Source organism: Pseudaquabacterium inlustre (assembly GCF_038066595.1).
Classification (GTDB): domain Bacteria; phylum Pseudomonadota; class Gammaproteobacteria; order Burkholderiales; family Burkholderiaceae_C; genus Pseudaquabacterium; species Pseudaquabacterium inlustre.
In genome coordinates this window covers 358,573-373,216 of the sequence record NZ_JBBUTH010000003.1, presented here as the reverse complement: position 1 = coordinate 373,216, position 14,644 = coordinate 358,573, and the positions used below count along the sequence as shown (strand labels likewise).

Genomic DNA, 14,644 nt, shown 5'->3' with positions numbered 1-14,644 from the left:
CGTCGTCGTCATGGAGGCCCGCCATGGTTGAGCGCCGCCCCCTGCTGGACCTGCTGAGCCACGTGGTGATGGTGCTGGCCGTGCTGATCGTGGCCTTCCCGATCTACCTGGCCTTCGTGGCGTCCACCCACACCGCGCAGGACATCGTGCAGGCCCCGATGCCGCTGCTACCCGGCAGCCACGGCTGGGACAACTATGTCAACGCCCTCACCGGCCACGGTGGCGGCAAGGGCTCGAACGCACCGGTGGGCCGCATGGTGGTGGTGAGCCTGGTGGTGGCGCTGGCCATCGCCATCGGCAAGATCGCGGTGTCGCTGCTGTCGGCCTTCGCGCTGGTGTACTTCCGCTTCCCGCTGCGCAAGCTGCTGTTCTGGGCCATCTTCGTCACGCTGATGCTGCCGGTGGAGGTGCGCATCCTGCCGACCTACAAGGTGGTGTCCGACCTGGGGCTGCTGAACAGCTACGCGGGCCTGACCGTGCCGCTGATCGCCTCGGCCACGGCCACCTTTTTGTTCCGGCAGTTCTTCCTGACCGTGCCGGAAGAACTGGCCGAGGCCGCGCGCATCGACGGCGCCGGACCGATGCGCTTCTTCAAGGACATCCTGGTGCCCTTGTCGTCGACCTCGATCGCGGCGCTGTTCGTCATCCAGTTCATCTACGGCTGGAACCAGTACCTGTGGCCGCTGCTGGCCGCCACCAGCGAGGACATGTACCCGGTGGTGGTGGGCATCAAGCGCATGATCGCCGGCGGCGACGCCGGCAACGAGTGGAACATCGTGATGGCCACGGCCGTGATGGCCATGCTGCCCCCCACCGTGGTGGTGGTGCTGATGCAGCGCTGGTTCGTCAAGGGCCTGGTGGATACCGAGAAGTAAGAGGACGAGACAACATGGGTGCGATTGCACTGAAGCAGGTCGAGAAGACCTACGGCCACGGCGCCAAGGCCAACAAGGTGATCCACGGCGTCGACGTGGCCATCGCCGACGGTGAGTTCATCGTCATCGTTGGCCCCTCGGGCTGCGGCAAGAGCACGCTGCTGCGCATGGTGGCGGGCCTGGAGGAGATCACCGGCGGCGAGATCCACATCGGCGGCCGCGTGGTCAACCAGCTGGAGCCTGCCGACCGCGACATCGCGATGGTGTTCCAGAACTACGCGCTGTACCCGCACATGAGCGTGTTCGACAACATGGCCTACGGGCTGAAGATCGCCAAGCTGGCACCGGCCGAGATCGAGCAGCGCGTGCGCAAGGCGGCCAAGATCCTGGAGCTGGAGGCGTTGCTGGAGCGCAAGCCGCGGCAGCTGTCCGGCGGGCAGCGCCAGCGGGTGGCCATGGGCCGCGCCATCGTGCGGCAGCCGGCGGCCTTCCTGTTCGATGAGCCGCTGTCGAACCTGGACGCCAAGCTGCGTGCGCAGACCCGGCTCGAGATCCAGAAGCTGCATGCCGAGCTGGGCGTCACCTCGCTGTTCGTCACGCACGACCAGGTGGAGGCCATGACCCTGGCCCAGCGCATGATCGTGATGAACGGCGGCCGCGTCGAGCAGATCGGCACGCCGGAAGAGGTGTACGGCCGCCCGGCCACGCGCTTCGTCGCGGGCTTCATCGGCTCGCCGCCGATGAACCTGCTGAGCGGCCGTGCCGAGGGCGAACGCTTCATCCCCGACGCCGCGGCCGGCGAACAGGGCGCCACGCTGCCGGTGGCCGCCCCGCGGGCCGGCGCGCTGCTGCTGGGCGTGCGCCCGGAACACCTGGTGCTGGACCCGGCCGGCAGCTGGACGATGCACGTGGAGACGGTGGAGATGCTGGGCGCCGAGCGCCTGGTGCACGGCCGCATCGGCGGCCAGAACCTCACGCTGCGCCTGGACGCCACGCTGCCCGCACCGCACCGCGGCGAGACCGTGCGACTGGCGCCCATGCCGGGCCGGGTGCACTGGTTCGATGCCGGCACCGGACAACGGATCGACGCATGAGCCATCCCCTCACGCCTTGGCCCTACCCGCGCTGGGTGGCCCACCGCGGCGCCGGCAAGCTGGCGCCCGAGAACACGCTGGCTGCGTTCCGCCTGGGCGCGGCCCATGGCTACCGCATGGCCGAATGCGATGTGAAGCTGTCGGCCGATGGCGTGCCCTTCCTGATGCACGACGCTGGGCTGGAACGCACCACCAATGGCACTGGCACCGGTGGCGACCGGCCCTGGGCCGAGCTGTCGCGGCTGGATGCCGGCGGCTGGCACAGCCGGGGCTATGCGGGCGAGCCGCTGCCCACGCTGGATGCGGTGGCCGCGTATGTGCTGGCCAACGGCTTCGCGCTGAACATCGAGATCAAGCCCACGCCCGGCGTCGAGCTGCACACCGGCCGCGTGGTGGCCGAAGCCGCCGCCCGCCTGTGGGCCGGCGCCGCGGTGCCGCCGCTGCTCAGCTCGTTCCGTCCGGAAGCCCTGCAGGGTGCGCGCGAGACCGCACCGCAGTTGCCCCGCGCGCTGCTGCTCGACACCTTGTGGGACGGCTGGGCCGGCGTGGCCGCGTCGCTGGGCTGCGTGGCCGTGGTGACCAACTTCCGCCTGATGGACGCGGTGCTGCGCCAGCAGCTGCGCAGCGCCGGCCTGCGCGCGCTGGTGTACACGGTCAACGAGGCCGACGAGGCCGAGCGCCTGCTGGCACTGGACATCGACGGCATCATCACCGACGCGGTGGACCGCTTCGCCCCGGCCCGGGGCTGAGTGCCGCAGGCGCGGCACCAGCGCCGCGTGCCAGACGCCGGAAGCTCAGGCCGGCGTCGGCAGCTCGCGCACGCTGCGGATCACCGTGGCGCGCCAGCTCAGCGCCGCCAGCAGTGCGGCGGTGAGCCCCACCGCACCCAGCGTGGCGGCCAGTGACACATGCTCGCCGATCCAGCCGCCGATCAGCGCGCCCGGCACGCCGGGCAGCAGGATCAGCCAGCGCATCGTCGCCGTCATGCGGCCCTGCAGCGGCTGCGGCGTCACCGCCTGGCGCATGGCAAGGAAGTTGATGAACACCAGCACGCCGCCCGCGCCGGTGAGCACCATCATCAGCGCGAAGGCCACCACGCCCGCGGTGCCGGCAGGCGCCACGGCGGGCAGCAGCCAGCCCAGCGCACAGACCGCAAAGCCCATCACCATCGTCGGCCCCGGTCCATGGCGCTGGCTGATGCGGTCGCCCAGGCTGCCGGCGCTCACCGTGCCCAGGCCCAGCGCGGCGTAGCACAGGCCCACGCCCTGTTCGCTCAGGCCCAGCGTGCGGGTGGCGTACAGCACCTGCACCACCAGGGCCGCGTGCTGGCACAGCTGCCACACGCCCACGGCCAGGGCCAGCGCCACCAGCAGGCGCTGGCTGCGGACGAAGCCCATGCCCTCGCGCAGGTCACGCGCAAAGCTGGCATCGGTGCGCTGCGGCAAGGTCTCCCGCACGCCCAGTCCGCGCAGGATGGCGGCAGAGAAGAACAGCGCGAGTGCGTCGAGCAGCAAGGCCACAGGCGCGCCGACCGCCCGGATCAGCATGCCCGCCACACCTGGACCGAGGATCTCGGCGCCCGAACTGGCCAGCGCATTGCGCGCATACGCCTGCACCAGCTTCTCGCGCGAGACCACCTGCATCAGCACGATCTGGGACGCACTGCCACCCAGCACGCTGGACAGGCCGATCAGGAAGGCGGCCCCGTACATCCACGGCATGGCCAGCACACCGAGCCACCAGGCGGCGGCCACGCTGCTGACCACCAGGGCCACGGTGAGTTCGCCCCCCACCACCACCGGCAGCTTGCGCACACGGTCCAGCCACACGCCGGCCGGCAGCGACAGCAGGGCGAAAGGCAGCACTTCCATGGCGGTGAGCCAGCCCATCTGCGTGGGCGTCGCCTTCAGCAGCAACGCCGCCGTCAGCGGCAGCGCCAGGATCGTGACCTGCGCCCCCAGCGACGCGATCAGCACCGAGCAGAACAGCCGCCGGTACTGCGCGTCGCGCAGCAGGTCATCGGGCGCCAACGACAGCCGGGCGCGCAGCGCAGCCCAGGCGGAGCCTTGTGCTTCTTGTGTCAATTTCACCCCCCAATCGGTGCCACGCAGGCCCTTGTGGGGCCTGGCGGTGCCGCGATTGTGCGTGCGCCCCAAAGGCTTGCCGCCCGGGCATCCCCCACGGGAGGGAACCCGGCGGACGAGCGCGAGCGCGCCGGGGGTTCAGCTGCGGTAGTCGGCGTTGATGCTGACGTAGTCGTGCGACAGGTCGCAGGTCCACACCGTGGTGCGCGCCGCACCGCGATGCAGCAGCACCCGCACCGTGATCTCGCTTTGCTTCATCACGCGCTGGCCGTCGGCTTCCTGGTAATCGGGGTGACGGCCACCCTGGCGGGCGACATGCACGTCGTCCAGGAACAGGTCGATCAGCGTCTGGTCGAGATCGTCGATGCCCGCGTAACCCACCGCCGCCAGGATGCGCCCCAGGTTCGGATCGCTGGCGAAGAACGCCGTCTTGACCAGCGGCGAGTGCGCGATGGCGTAGGCCACGCGGCTGCACTCATCCTCGCTGGCGCCGCCCTCCACCTGCACGGTGATGAACTTGGTGGCGCCCTCGCCGTCGCGCACGATGGCCTGCGCCAGTTGCTGCGACACGGCGATCACTGCGTCGCGCAGCGCCTGCCCTTCGGCGGAGGCCAGGCTGGTGATCGTGGCATTGCCCGCACGGTGCGTGGCAGCCAGCACGAACGAATCGTTGGTGGACGTGTCACCGTCGATCGTGATGCGGTTGAAGCTCAGATCGGCCGCCTCGCGCACCAGGTCCTGCAACAGGTCCGGCGCGATCGCCGCATCGGTGGCCACGAAGCCCAGCATCGTGGCCATGTTCGGCCGGATCATGCCGGCGCCCTTGCTGATGCCGGTGACCGTGACCGTGCGGCCACCGATCTGCACCTGGCGCGACGCCGCCTTGGGCAGCGTGTCGGTGGTCATGATGCCTTCGGCGGCCAGCGCCCAGCCGTCGGCGCGCAGCGCGGCCAGCGCCGCCGGCAGGCCGGCCTCGATGCGCTCGACCGGCAGGGCTTCCATGATCACGCCGGTGGAGAAGGGCAGCACCTGCTGCTCGGCCAGTCCCAGCAGCTTGGCCAGGGCCGCACTGGTGCGGCGAGCCCGCGCCAGGCCATCGGCGCCGGTGCCGGCATTGGCGTTGCCGGTGTTGATCACCATCGCGCGAATGCCTGCGCCGGCCGCCAGGTGCTCGCGGCAGACCTGCACCGGCGCGGCGCAGAAACGGTTCTTGGTGAACACGCCGGCCACCGAGGTGCCCTCGTCGAGCGCGAACACCACCAGGTCCTTGCGGTTGGCCTTGCGCACACCGGCCTCAGCCACACCGATGCGCACACCGGCCACCGGAAACAGATCGGCCGCCACCGGCGGCTGCAGATTGACGGGCATGCGCTTGGAACCTTCGCGTCGAGATGAAAAACGGATTGTAGAAACGAACAAGGCGGCCGAAGCCGCCTTGTCTGGCATGCGGGCGCCGTAGCCCGCGATGCTGTTCGATCAGCCGCGACGGCGGCTGGCCAGGAAGCCCAGAGCACCCAGGCCGGCCAGCATCATGGCGTAGGTTTCGGGTTCCGGCACCGGAGCGGCCGCCAGCGCCAAGGTCGTGCTGTACCCACCACCATACTGACCAATCACAGTGCCCGTGACCTTCAGTTGATGCGTGCCAGCACCGATCAGGATCGGCGTCATCGCCAGGGTCTGCATGTCCTGGATGAACGGCGAGGTGCCGGTGATGACGTGCGACAACACCAGCGGTGTGCCGTCGAGCGTCGCGCTGAAATTGCTCAGCCCGTAGAGAACAGAGTTCATCAACACCGTCACGGTGTTCGTGACCGTGGCGTTGGCGTACGACGACGCGAGCGTCTCGAAGCTCCAGGTTTCGTCGAGCATGCCAGTCGATGCCGAAGCGCTGAAGCTCGTCGACGACGGGATAGACAACGTACCCAGGTTGCCGGCTTGCGCACCAACGGACAGGACGAGCGCCGAGATGGCCAGCGCCACAGACTTCAATTTCATGAGTACCTCCGTGATAGCTACAACAACGAGCATCCGCTGCAGGATCACCCGCTAACGTCTACCCGGAATAATTTCAACTTCATGGACAGTCTAGACCGTGCTGCAATGCAACACAAAGCCACAGAGACCCCCAAACAGGGGGCGGTCAGGTGGAGTTTTGTAACCAAACCGCAATCAACTGCCAGTCTTTTCAGATCAATTCAGCTTGCCGTGGCAGTTTTTATACTTTTGACCACTTCCGCATGGGCACGGATCGTTGCGTCCGACGCGCGGCAAATCGGCCGCGACCGTGGACGGATCGGTGTCCTGGCTCACGCTGCCGTCTTCATTCGGGTGCGTGTAGGTCACGTTGCTCAGCTGGCCGGCCGATGACTCGATGGCTTCAGCGGCTTCGGCGACCTGTTCCTGGGTCTGGATGCGAACCGTCATCAGGATGCGCGTGACTTCCATCTTCACCACGTCCAGCAACTGGCTGAACAGTTCGAAGGCTTCGCGCTTGTATTCCTGCTTCGGGTTCTTTTGCGCATAGCCGCGCAGGTGGATGCCCTGGCGCAGGTAGTCCAGCGCGGCCAGGTGCTCGCGCCAGTGGCTGTCGATGCTTTGCAGCAGCACCATGCGCATGAACGGGTTGAACTGGTCGAGGCCCACCGCGTCCAGCTTCACCTGGAACGCCGCATCGGCGGCCGCCACCACGCGCTCGACGATGTCCTCGTCGGTGATGGCGTCGCTCTTCTCGACCTCGGCGCGCAGGTTCACCGCCACCTGCCACTCGTCGGCCAGCACCTTCTCCAGGCCCGGCAGATCCCATTGCTCTTCCACCGAGTCGGCGGCCACAAAGGTGCGCACCACCTCGGTCATCGAGCTCTTGCGCAGGTTGGTGATCTGCGCGGCCACCGAGTCGGATTCGAGGATCTCGTTGCGCTGCTGGTAGATCACCTTGCGCTGGTCGTTCGAGACGTCGTCGTACTCCAGCAGTTGCTTGCGCACGTCGAAGTTGCGCGCTTCCACCTTGCGTTGGGCGCTCTCGATGCTGCGCGTGACGATGCCGGCCTCGATGGCCTCGCCCTCGGGCATCTTCAGGCGGTCCATGATGGCGCGCACGCGGTCACCCGCGAAGATGCGCATCAGCGAGTCGTCCAACGACAGGTAGAAGCGGCTCTGGCCCGGATCGCCCTGGCGACCGGCACGGCCGCGCAGCTGGTTGTCGATGCGACGGCTCTCGTGGCGCTCGGTGGCGATGATGCGCAGGCCGCCAGCGGCCTTGACCTGGGCGTTCAGGCCCGCCCATTCGTCGTGCAGCTTCTGGATGCGGCGCGCCTTCTCGTCGGCCGGCAGGGCCTCGTCGGCCTCCACCATCTGCACCTGCTTCTCGACGTTGCCGCCCAACACGATGTCGGTGCCGCGGCCGGCCATGTTGGTGGCGATGGTGATCATGCCCGGGCGCCCGGCCTGGGCCACGATCTCGGCCTCCTTGGCATGCTGCTTGGCGTTGAGCACCTGGTGCGGCAGCTTGGCCTTGGTGAGCAGGCCGCTGATCAGCTCGGAGTTCTCGATCGAGGTGGTGCCCACCAGCACCGGCTGGCCGCGCTCATGGCTGGCGCGGATGTCGGCGATCACCGCGTCGAACTTCTCCTTGGCGGTCTTGTAGACCAGGTCGAGCTCGTCCTTGCGGATGCGCGGGCGGTTCGACGGGATCACCACGGTCTCCAGGCCGTAGATCTCCTGGAACTCGTAGGCCTCGGTGTCGGCCGTGCCGGTCATGCCGCCCAGCTTGGCGTACATGCGGAAGTAGTTCTGGAAGGTGATCGAGGCCAGCGTCTGGTTCTCGCTCTGGATCTGCACGCCTTCCTTGGCCTCGACGGCCTGGTGCAGGCCGTCGCTCCAGCGGCGGCCCGTCATCAGGCGGCCGGTGAACTCGTCGACGATGACGATCTCGCCGCCCTGGTTCACGTAGTGCTGGTCGCGGTGGTACAGGTGGTGGGCCCGCAGCGCCGCGTACACATGGTGCATCAGCGTGATGTTGGCGGCGTCATAGAGGCTGGCGCCCTCCACCAGCAGGCCGGCCTGGCGCAACAGGGTCTCGGCGTTCTCATGGCCGTCCTCGGTCAGGAAGACCTGGTGGGTCTTCTCGTCGACCGTGAAGTCGCCCGGCTCGATCACGCCCTCGCCGGTGCGCGGATCGGCTTCGCCGATCTGCTTCTTCAGGCCCGGCACCACGGCGTTGATGCGCACGTACAGCTCGGTGTGATCCTCGGCCTGGCCGCTGATGATCAGCGGCGTGCGCGCCTCGTCGATCAGGATCGAGTCCACCTCGTCGACGATGGCGAAGTTCAGGCCACGCTGCACGCGGTCGCGCACCTCGTAGACCATGTTGTCGCGCAGGTAGTCGAAGCCGAACTCGTTGTTCGTGCCGTGCGTGATGTCGGCGGCGTAGGCGGCCTGCTTGGCCTCGCGCTCCATGCCGGGCACGTTGACACCGACCGTCAGGCCGAGGAAGCCGTAGAGCTTGCTCATCCATTCCGCGTCACGCCGGGCCAGGTAGTCGTTGACGGTGACCACGTGCACGCCCTTGCCCGACAGCGCATTCAGGTACACCGGCAGCGTGCCAGTCAGCGTCTTGCCTTCGCCGGTGCCCATCTCGGCAATCTTGCCGTGGTGCAGGGCCATGCCGCCCAGCAGCTGCACGTCGAAGTGGCGCATCTTCATCGTGCGCTTGCCAGCCTCACGCACCGTGGCGAAGGCTTCGGGCAGCAGGTCGTCCAGCGTCTCGCCCTTGGCCAGGCGGGCACGGAACTCGTCGGTCTTGCCACGCAGCGCGGCATCGTCGAGCTTCTCGAACTGCGGCTCCATCGCGTTGATGCGATCGACGACCTTGCGGTACTGCTTCAGCAGGCGTTCGTTGCGGCTGCCGAAAATCGAGGTGAGAAGCTTGGGCAACATGCGGCGTGAGGGCTGGGCGGTTCGGGTGGGCTCGCTCGGCCGTCAGCGTCGGCGGTTCCGGCGCGCTCGGGCTGCAGCAAAGACCCGTCACGCGGAGGGATCGGGGCTCGGGGCCGGCCGGGTGGCCAGCCTCTCGTCATGAGGTCGTCAGGGTGTCTTGCGGCTCGCGGACTGACGCGCAGATGGGGACGGCACGCCAGGCCACAAGGCCCGCACCTGCACTGCACCAGCGGCAGCCCGCAAAGCTAGCGAGTCTATCATTCGGGGTTACACGCCCTGCCGGCGTCGGGCCCGTGTTCCAGCGGCCCGCGCGCCACGGCAACACCCCCGTCCTCACCCCTCGCCCATGGCCTCGCAGCCCCCCAAACCCAGCCCGGGTTCGGCCCCCTTGCCACCCGGTACACGCGGCATCGATCAGGCGCTGGCCGGCAACCAGGCCCTGGGCTCGCTGATGCAGCGCATGCGCGAGTCCGAGGCGCGGCTGGCCGCCATCCGCCCGCTGCTGCCGCCGCCGATGCGCCCGCATGTCAAGGCCGGGCCGATCGACGAGGATGGCTGGACGCTGCTGGCCGGCAACCCGGCCGTGTCGGCCAAGCTCCGGCAGATGCTGCCCACGCTGATGAACCGGCTGCAGCACAGCGGCTTCGACGCGCGTGCGGTGCGGGTCAAGCTGCTGTCGCCCACCTGATCGGCACGGGTTGGCGGGAGAGAGGGGTGGTGCCGGCTTTCGGAATCGAACCGAAGACCTTCCGCTTACAAGGCGGGTGCTCTACCAACTGAGCTAAGCCGGCACGGCAGCCTGCATTCTAGAAGTCAGGCCGCTGCACTGCGCGCATGGTGCGCGCAGTGCCTCGCAAAACACGCTTTGACGCCTACTTCACGCGCTTGAGCGCCGGCCGGCCGCCACCGCCTGCTGGCGGCGTGTCGGTCGGCGCGCCCTCGTCGGCAGACGGCGCCTCGGCGTCGGCCGCGTCATCGTCGGCCGTGGTGGCCAGGCGCAGGCCCGCGCGCGACGACTCGGCCGGTTGCGCATCGGCCGGGGCCACCGCGGTGGTGCCTTCGCCGGGCGTGGGCACCGGGAAGGCCATGCCCTGGCCGTTCTCGCGCGCGTAGATCGCCACCACATGGTCCACCGGCACGATGATGTCGCGGGCCACACCGCCGAAGCGGGCCTTGAACGAGATGTACTCGTTGCCCAGCTCCAGCCCCGACGTGGCATCGACACCGATGTTGAGCACGATCTCGTTGTTCTTGACGTACTCCATCGGCACCTGCACACCTGCCGACACGTAGACCGCGACATAGGGTGTGAAGCCGTTGTCCACGCACCACTCGTGCAGTGCGCGGATCAGGTACGGACGCGTGGAACTGCCCTGCTCTTCAGGGCCGACCGGTTTGCTCATCGCGGATTCGGCGGCTCAGGCGCGCATCACTTGCGCATCACCTTCTCGGACGGCGTCAGCGCCTCGATGTAGGCCGGACGCGAGAAGATGCGCTCGGCGTACTTCAGCAGCGGCGCAGCGTTCTTGCTGAGGTCGATGCCGTAGTAGTCCAGGCGCCACAGCAGCGGGGCGATGGCCACATCGAGCATGCTGAAGTCGTCGCCCAGCATGTACTTGTTCTTCATGAAGATCGGCGCCAGCTGCGTGAGTCGCTCACGGATCTGGTTGCGCGCCTTCTCGAGCTGCTTGTCGGTGGCCTTGACCGTCGTGCCACGGCCTTCCAGCGTGTTGACGTGGGCGAACAGTTCCTTCTCGAAGTTGAAGAGGAACAGGCGCACGCGCGCTCGGGCCACCGGGTCGCCGGGCATCAGCTGCGGATGCGGGAAGCGCTCGTCGATGTACTCGTTGATGATGTGCGACTCGTACAGGATGAGGTCACGCTCGACGAGGATGGGCACCTCGTTGTACGGGTTCATCAAGGCGATGTCTTCGGGCTTGGCGAAGAGATCGACGTCGCGGATCTCGAAGTCCATGCCCTTCTCGAACAGCACGAAGCGGCAACGGTGCGAATAGGGGCAGGTGGTTCCGGAGTAGAGCACCATCATGACGGCGGACTCCCAGTCAGCAGTTCTCAGAAAAGACAAAACGCGCAGCGGCGCGAGAAAGCATCCGCTGCGCGCGTTGGGCCTGACGGTTCAGTCAGGCCCGCGAAACGTCACTTGACGTTTTTCCAGTAGGCGGCGTTCAGACGCCAGGCGATCAAGGTGAAGACCGACAGGAACAGCAACACCCAGACACCCAGGCGCACGCGCTGGTTCTGCGCGGGCTCGCCCATCCACTGCAGGTAGGCGACCAGATCGGCCACAGCCGAATCGTAGTCGGCCTTGCTCAGCTTGCCGGGCTTGGTCTGCTCGAAACCCTTGAACACGTGGGTGGTCTTGGCCGGATCGTGCGGATCCTTTTCGTTGGCAAACACGGCGCGCTGCTCGCCCTGCAGTTCCCACAGCACATGCGGCATGCCCACCGACGGGAAGACCAGGTTGTTCCAACCCGTGGCCTTGGTCTCGTCGCGGTAGAACGTGCGCATGTAGGTGTAGAGGTAGTCGGCGCCGCTGCCGTTGGCGCCCGCACGCGAGCGGGCCACCACGGTCAGGTCGGGCGGCGTGGCACCGAACCACTCCTTGGCGTCCTTGGCATTCAGCGCCACCGTCATCAGATCGCCCACCTTCTCGGTGGGGAAGAGCATGTTCTTCTTGATCTGGTCTTCGGTCAGGCCGATGTCACGCAGCCGGTTGAAGCGCATGAACGCCGCCGCGTGGCAGTTCAGGCAGTAGTTGACGAACAGCTTGGCGCCGTTCTGCAGAGCGGCCACATCGGTGACGCGCTCCTTCGGGAACTTGTCCCAGGCCGGGCCGCCCTCGCTGGCCACAGCCGACGTGCACAGCGACAGCGCCGCCAGCAGCCCTGCAATGATTCTTTTCATGATCAGAGTGCTCCTGCGTCAGTGGGGGTGGAAGGTCACGCGATCGGGCACCGGCTTGAAGGTACCGATCGTGCTCCACCACGGCATCAGCAGGAAGAAGCCGAAGTAGAAGAGCGTGCCCACCTGGGCAATCAGGGTGCCGATCTCGCTCGGCGGCTGGATGCCCAGGTAGGCCAGCACGACGAAGAAGATCACGAACACGGTGTAGAGCACCTTGTGCCAGGTCGGGCGGTAGCGCAGGCTCTTGGCCGGGCTGTTGTCCAGCCAGGGCAGGAAGAACAGGATCACCACGGCACCGCCCATCACCACCACGCCCCAGAACTTGGCGTCGAAGGTCTTGAGCAGCACGGCCGCAACGGCCACGCCCACCACCGCGGCGATGCGCGCCTTGCCGCGCAGCACCGCCAGGGCACCCAGACCGCCGAGGGCCAGGATCACGACCAGCACGTTCACCATCACGTCGGTGGTCGCACGCAGCATCGAGTAGAACGGCGTGAAGTACCACACCGGTGCGATGTGCGGCGGCGTCTTCAGCGGGTCAGCCGGGATGAAGTTGTTGTACTCGAGGAAGTAGCCACCGAGTTCCGGGCCGAAGAAGATGATGGCGGTGAACACCATCAGGAACATGCCCACGCCGAAGATGTCGTGCACCGTGTAGAACGGGTGGAACGGGATGCCGTCCAGCGGCTTGCCGTTGGCGTCCTTCGGGGCCTTGGGGCCCTTGATCTCGACGCCGTCGGGGTTGTTCGAACCCACGTCGTGCAGGGCCAGCAGGTGGGCCACCACCAGGCCCAGCAGCACCAGCGGCACGGCGATGACGTGGAAGCTGAAGAAGCGGTTCAGCGTCGCGTCACCCACCACGTAGTCGCCGCGGATCAGCAGGGCCAGGTCGGGGCCGATGAAGGGCACGGCGGCGAACAGGTTCACGATCACCTGGGCGCCCCAGTACGACATCTGGCCCCAGGGCAGCAGGTAGCCCATGAAGGCTTCGGCCATCAGGCACAGGAAGATCGCGCAACCGAAGATCCACACCAGCTCACGCGGCTTGCGGTAGCTGCCATAGATCAGCCCGCGCCACATGTGCAGGTACACCACCACGAAGAACGCCGAGGCGCCGGTGGAGTGCATGTAGCGGATCAGCCAGCCCCAGGGCACATCGCGCATGATGTACTCGACCGAGGCGAACGCCAGGTTGGCGTCGGGCTTGTAATGCATCACCAGGAAGATGCCGGTGACGATCTGGATCACCAGCACCAGCAGGGCCAGCGAGCCGAAGAAGTACCACGCGTTGAAGTTCTTCGGAGCGTAGTACTCCGACATGTGAACCTTGTAGGCGTCGAACGCGGTCGGGAACCGGTTCTCGAACCAGTTCGTCACCTTGGCACCCAGGGGTGCGTCGGCGGGGATGTCCTTGAAAGTTGCCATGCTTGCCTCGTCCTGACTTGCGTCAGCCCTTCTTGTCTTCGCCGATCAGCAACTTGGTGTCGCTGAGGTACATGTGCGGAGGAACTTCGAGGTTGTCGGGCGCGGGCTTGTTCTTGAACACGCGGCCGGCCATGTCGAACGTGGAGCCGTGGCAGGGGCACAGGAAGCCACCTTGCCAGTCGTCCGGCAGCGAGGGCTGGGCCCCGGCGACGAACTTGTCCGACGGCGAGCAGCCCAGGTGCGAGCAGATGCCCACGGCCACCAGGTACTCGGGCTTGATCGAGCGGAACTCGTTGCGGGCGTACTCGGGCGTCAGTTCCGAGGGCTTGCGCTCGCTCTTCGGGTCGGCCACCTGGGCGTCCAGCTTCTTCAGGCCGTCCAGCTGCTCCTTCGTGCGGCGCACGATCCAGACCGGCTTGCCACGCCATTCGACGGTCATCTTCTCGCCGGGCTTCAGACCGCTGATGTCGGCCTCCACGGCGGCGCCGGCGGCCTTGGCGCGCTCGGACGGGGCAAAGGTGCTGACGAAGGGCACGGCGGCCGCGACGCCACCGATGGCGCCGGCACCGGCCGTGATCGCCACCCAGGTGCGTCGGCCTTGGTCGACGGGACTGTCACTCATGGGAATCCTCTGGAAGAGAGCCGAACGGCTGCGAATGGTCTGAAGGGCAACCCGCGATTCTAGCGGAGCCGACCCGACCGCGGCCCCTGCCAGCCACCGATTGACGGCCCCGCAACCTGACCGATACTGCGCCGCGACCACAGGCAGATCCACGCCGGTCGCAACATAAGGAGTACCCCGGATGAGCTTCACATCGGAATTCAAGGAATTTGCATTGAAGGGCAACGTGATGGATCTCGCCGTCGGCGTGATCATCGGCGGCGCCTTCGGCAAGATCGTCGATTCCCTGGTCAAGGACGTGATCATGCCCATCGTCGGCAAGATCTTCGGCGGCCTGGACTTCAGCAACTACTTCATCCTGCTGGGCAATCCGCCGGCCGATTTCAAGGGCGCGATGACCTATGCCGACCTCAGCAAGGCCGGCGTGCCGATGCTGGCCTACGGCAACTTCATCACCGTAGCGCTGAACTTCGTGATCCTGGCCTTCATCATCTTCATGATGGTCAAGCAGGTGAACCGCCTGAAGAAGGCCGAGCCGCCGCCCCCGCCCGCCGCGCCGGCCCCCACGCCGGAAGACGTGGTGCTGCTGCGCGAGATCCGCGACGCACTGAAGAGCCGCTGAGTCGGCCTGCACGGCGGGCCTCGCAGCCCGCCCCAGCCCTGCGTGGCCCTTTGATCCAGCGC

Annotated in this window: 14 protein-coding genes and 1 tRNA gene; 5 read left to right on the top strand and 10 right to left on the bottom strand. The window is 67.2% G+C overall.

Annotated features, from left to right (window positions below; genetic code table 11):
• The first annotated feature begins 23 nt into the window (after positions 1-23).
• The 3 genes from ugpE to ugpQ are packed head-to-tail and all read left to right on the top strand — an operon-like array spanning position 24 to position 2,718.
• On the top strand, positions 24-875 hold the full coding sequence (gene ugpE / locus AACH10_RS07010; protein WP_341409650.1) for a sn-glycerol-3-phosphate ABC transporter permease UgpE: 852 nt from the start codon (positions 24-26) through the stop codon (positions 873-875).
• A 14-nt stretch (positions 876-889) separates the two neighbouring features.
• Positions 890-1,969: a sn-glycerol-3-phosphate import ATP-binding protein UgpC gene (locus AACH10_RS07005; RefSeq protein ID WP_341409649.1), complete on the top strand. Its 1,080-nt coding sequence runs from the start codon at positions 890-892 to the stop codon at positions 1,967-1,969.
• The gene (ugpQ, locus tag AACH10_RS07000) at positions 1,966-2,718 is read left to right on the top strand and encodes a glycerophosphodiester phosphodiesterase (protein ID WP_341409648.1); all 753 of its coding nucleotides are present in this window, start codon (positions 1,966-1,968) and stop codon (positions 2,716-2,718) included. The genes AACH10_RS07005 and ugpQ overlap by 4 nt, the downstream gene beginning before the upstream one ends.
• 45 nt (positions 2,719-2,763) lie before the next feature.
• Here ugpQ and AACH10_RS06995 read toward each other — a convergent pair whose 3' ends face one another.
• The 4 genes from AACH10_RS06995 to secA all read right to left on the bottom strand — a co-directional run bounded on the left by AACH10_RS06995 (position 2,764) and on the right by secA (position 8,988).
• Positions 2,764-4,059, bottom strand: coding sequence for an MFS transporter (locus tag AACH10_RS06995; protein ID WP_341409647.1), 1,296 nt, complete (start codon positions 4,057-4,059; stop codon positions 2,764-2,766).
• 132 nt (positions 4,060-4,191) lie between these two features.
• A complete protein-coding gene (gene argJ / locus AACH10_RS06990) occupies positions 4,192-5,421 on the bottom strand; it encodes a bifunctional glutamate N-acetyltransferase/amino-acid acetyltransferase ArgJ (protein ID WP_341409646.1) in 1,230 nt (409 codons plus the stop codon).
• Between the two features lie 108 nt (positions 5,422-5,529).
• Positions 5,530-6,048: an FxDxF family PEP-CTERM protein gene (locus AACH10_RS06985; RefSeq protein ID WP_341409645.1), complete on the bottom strand. Its 519-nt coding sequence runs from the start codon at positions 6,046-6,048 to the stop codon at positions 5,530-5,532.
• 195 nt (positions 6,049-6,243) lie between these two features.
• On the bottom strand, positions 6,244-8,988 hold the full coding sequence (gene secA, locus AACH10_RS06980) for a preprotein translocase subunit SecA (protein ID WP_341409644.1): 2,745 nt from the start codon (positions 8,986-8,988) through the stop codon (positions 6,244-6,246).
• 346 nt (positions 8,989-9,334) lie between these two features.
• Between secA and AACH10_RS06975 the strand changes: the two genes are divergently transcribed.
• On the top strand, positions 9,335-9,676 hold the full coding sequence (locus AACH10_RS06975; RefSeq protein WP_341409643.1) for a hypothetical protein: 342 nt from the start codon (positions 9,335-9,337) through the stop codon (positions 9,674-9,676).
• Positions 9,677-9,703: 27 nt separating this feature from the next.
• On the opposite strand, the gene AACH10_RS06970 is transcribed toward AACH10_RS06975, so the two are convergent.
• The 6 genes from AACH10_RS06970 to petA form a co-directional block, all read right to left on the bottom strand.
• Positions 9,704-9,779, bottom strand: a tRNA-Thr gene (locus AACH10_RS06970).
• 81 nt (positions 9,780-9,860) lie between these two features.
• Positions 9,861-10,391 carry a ClpXP protease specificity-enhancing factor gene (locus AACH10_RS06965; protein WP_341409642.1) on the bottom strand — a complete coding sequence of 177 codons (531 nt, stop codon included), beginning with the start codon at positions 10,389-10,391 and terminating at the stop codon, positions 9,861-9,863.
• Positions 10,392-10,417: 26 nt separating this feature from the next.
• A complete protein-coding gene (locus tag AACH10_RS06960) occupies positions 10,418-11,035 on the bottom strand; it encodes a glutathione S-transferase N-terminal domain-containing protein (protein WP_341409641.1) in 618 nt (205 codons plus the stop codon).
• A 110-nt stretch (positions 11,036-11,145) separates the two neighbouring features.
• A complete protein-coding gene (locus tag AACH10_RS06955; protein ID WP_341409640.1) occupies positions 11,146-11,913 on the bottom strand; it encodes a cytochrome c1 in 768 nt (255 codons plus the stop codon).
• Positions 11,914-11,931: 18 nt separating this feature from the next.
• The gene (locus AACH10_RS06950; protein WP_341409639.1) at positions 11,932-13,338 is read right to left on the bottom strand and encodes a cytochrome b; all 1,407 of its coding nucleotides are present in this window, start codon (positions 13,336-13,338) and stop codon (positions 11,932-11,934) included.
• A 22-nt stretch (positions 13,339-13,360) separates the two neighbouring features.
• Positions 13,361-13,960 carry a ubiquinol-cytochrome c reductase iron-sulfur subunit gene (gene petA / locus AACH10_RS06945; protein WP_341409638.1) on the bottom strand — a complete coding sequence of 200 codons (600 nt, stop codon included), beginning with the start codon at positions 13,958-13,960 and terminating at the stop codon, positions 13,361-13,363.
• Between the two features lie 181 nt (positions 13,961-14,141).
• Here petA and mscL point away from each other — a divergent pair, with 181 nt between their 5' ends.
• Positions 14,142-14,582, top strand: coding sequence for a large conductance mechanosensitive channel protein MscL (gene mscL, locus AACH10_RS06940; RefSeq protein WP_341409637.1), 441 nt, complete (start codon positions 14,142-14,144; stop codon positions 14,580-14,582).
• Positions 14,583-14,644: the final 62 nt, after the last annotated feature.

Bases quoted from the DNA above. Each gene is read 5' to 3' on its own strand.
- ugpE (WP_341409650.1), top strand. From the start codon at position 24: ATGGTTGAGCGCCGCCCCCTGCTGGACCTGCTGAGCCACGTGGTGATG.
- AACH10_RS07005 (WP_341409649.1), top strand. From the start codon at position 890: ATGGGTGCGATTGCACTGAAGCAGGTCGAGAAGACCTACGGCCACGGC.
- ugpQ (WP_341409648.1), top strand. From the start codon at position 1,966: ATGAGCCATCCCCTCACGCCTTGGCCCTACCCGCGCTGGGTGGCCCAC.
- argJ (WP_341409646.1), bottom strand. From the start codon at position 5,421: ATGCCCGTCAATCTGCAGCCGCCGGTGGCGGCCGATCTGTTTCCGGTG.
- AACH10_RS06985 (WP_341409645.1), bottom strand. From the start codon at position 6,048: ATGAAATTGAAGTCTGTGGCGCTGGCCATCTCGGCGCTCGTCCTGTCC.
- secA (WP_341409644.1), bottom strand. From the start codon at position 8,988: ATGTTGCCCAAGCTTCTCACCTCGATTTTCGGCAGCCGCAACGAACGC.
- AACH10_RS06975 (WP_341409643.1), top strand. From the start codon at position 9,335: ATGGCCTCGCAGCCCCCCAAACCCAGCCCGGGTTCGGCCCCCTTGCCA.
- AACH10_RS06965 (WP_341409642.1), bottom strand. From the start codon at position 10,391: ATGAGCAAACCGGTCGGCCCTGAAGAGCAGGGCAGTTCCACGCGTCCG.
- AACH10_RS06960 (WP_341409641.1), bottom strand. From the start codon at position 11,035: ATGATGGTGCTCTACTCCGGAACCACCTGCCCCTATTCGCACCGTTGC.
- AACH10_RS06955 (WP_341409640.1), bottom strand. From the start codon at position 11,913: ATGAAAAGAATCATTGCAGGGCTGCTGGCGGCGCTGTCGCTGTGCACG.
- AACH10_RS06950 (WP_341409639.1), bottom strand. From the start codon at position 13,338: ATGGCAACTTTCAAGGACATCCCCGCCGACGCACCCCTGGGTGCCAAG.
- petA (WP_341409638.1), bottom strand. From the start codon at position 13,960: ATGAGTGACAGTCCCGTCGACCAAGGCCGACGCACCTGGGTGGCGATC.
- mscL (WP_341409637.1), top strand. From the start codon at position 14,142: ATGAGCTTCACATCGGAATTCAAGGAATTTGCATTGAAGGGCAACGTG.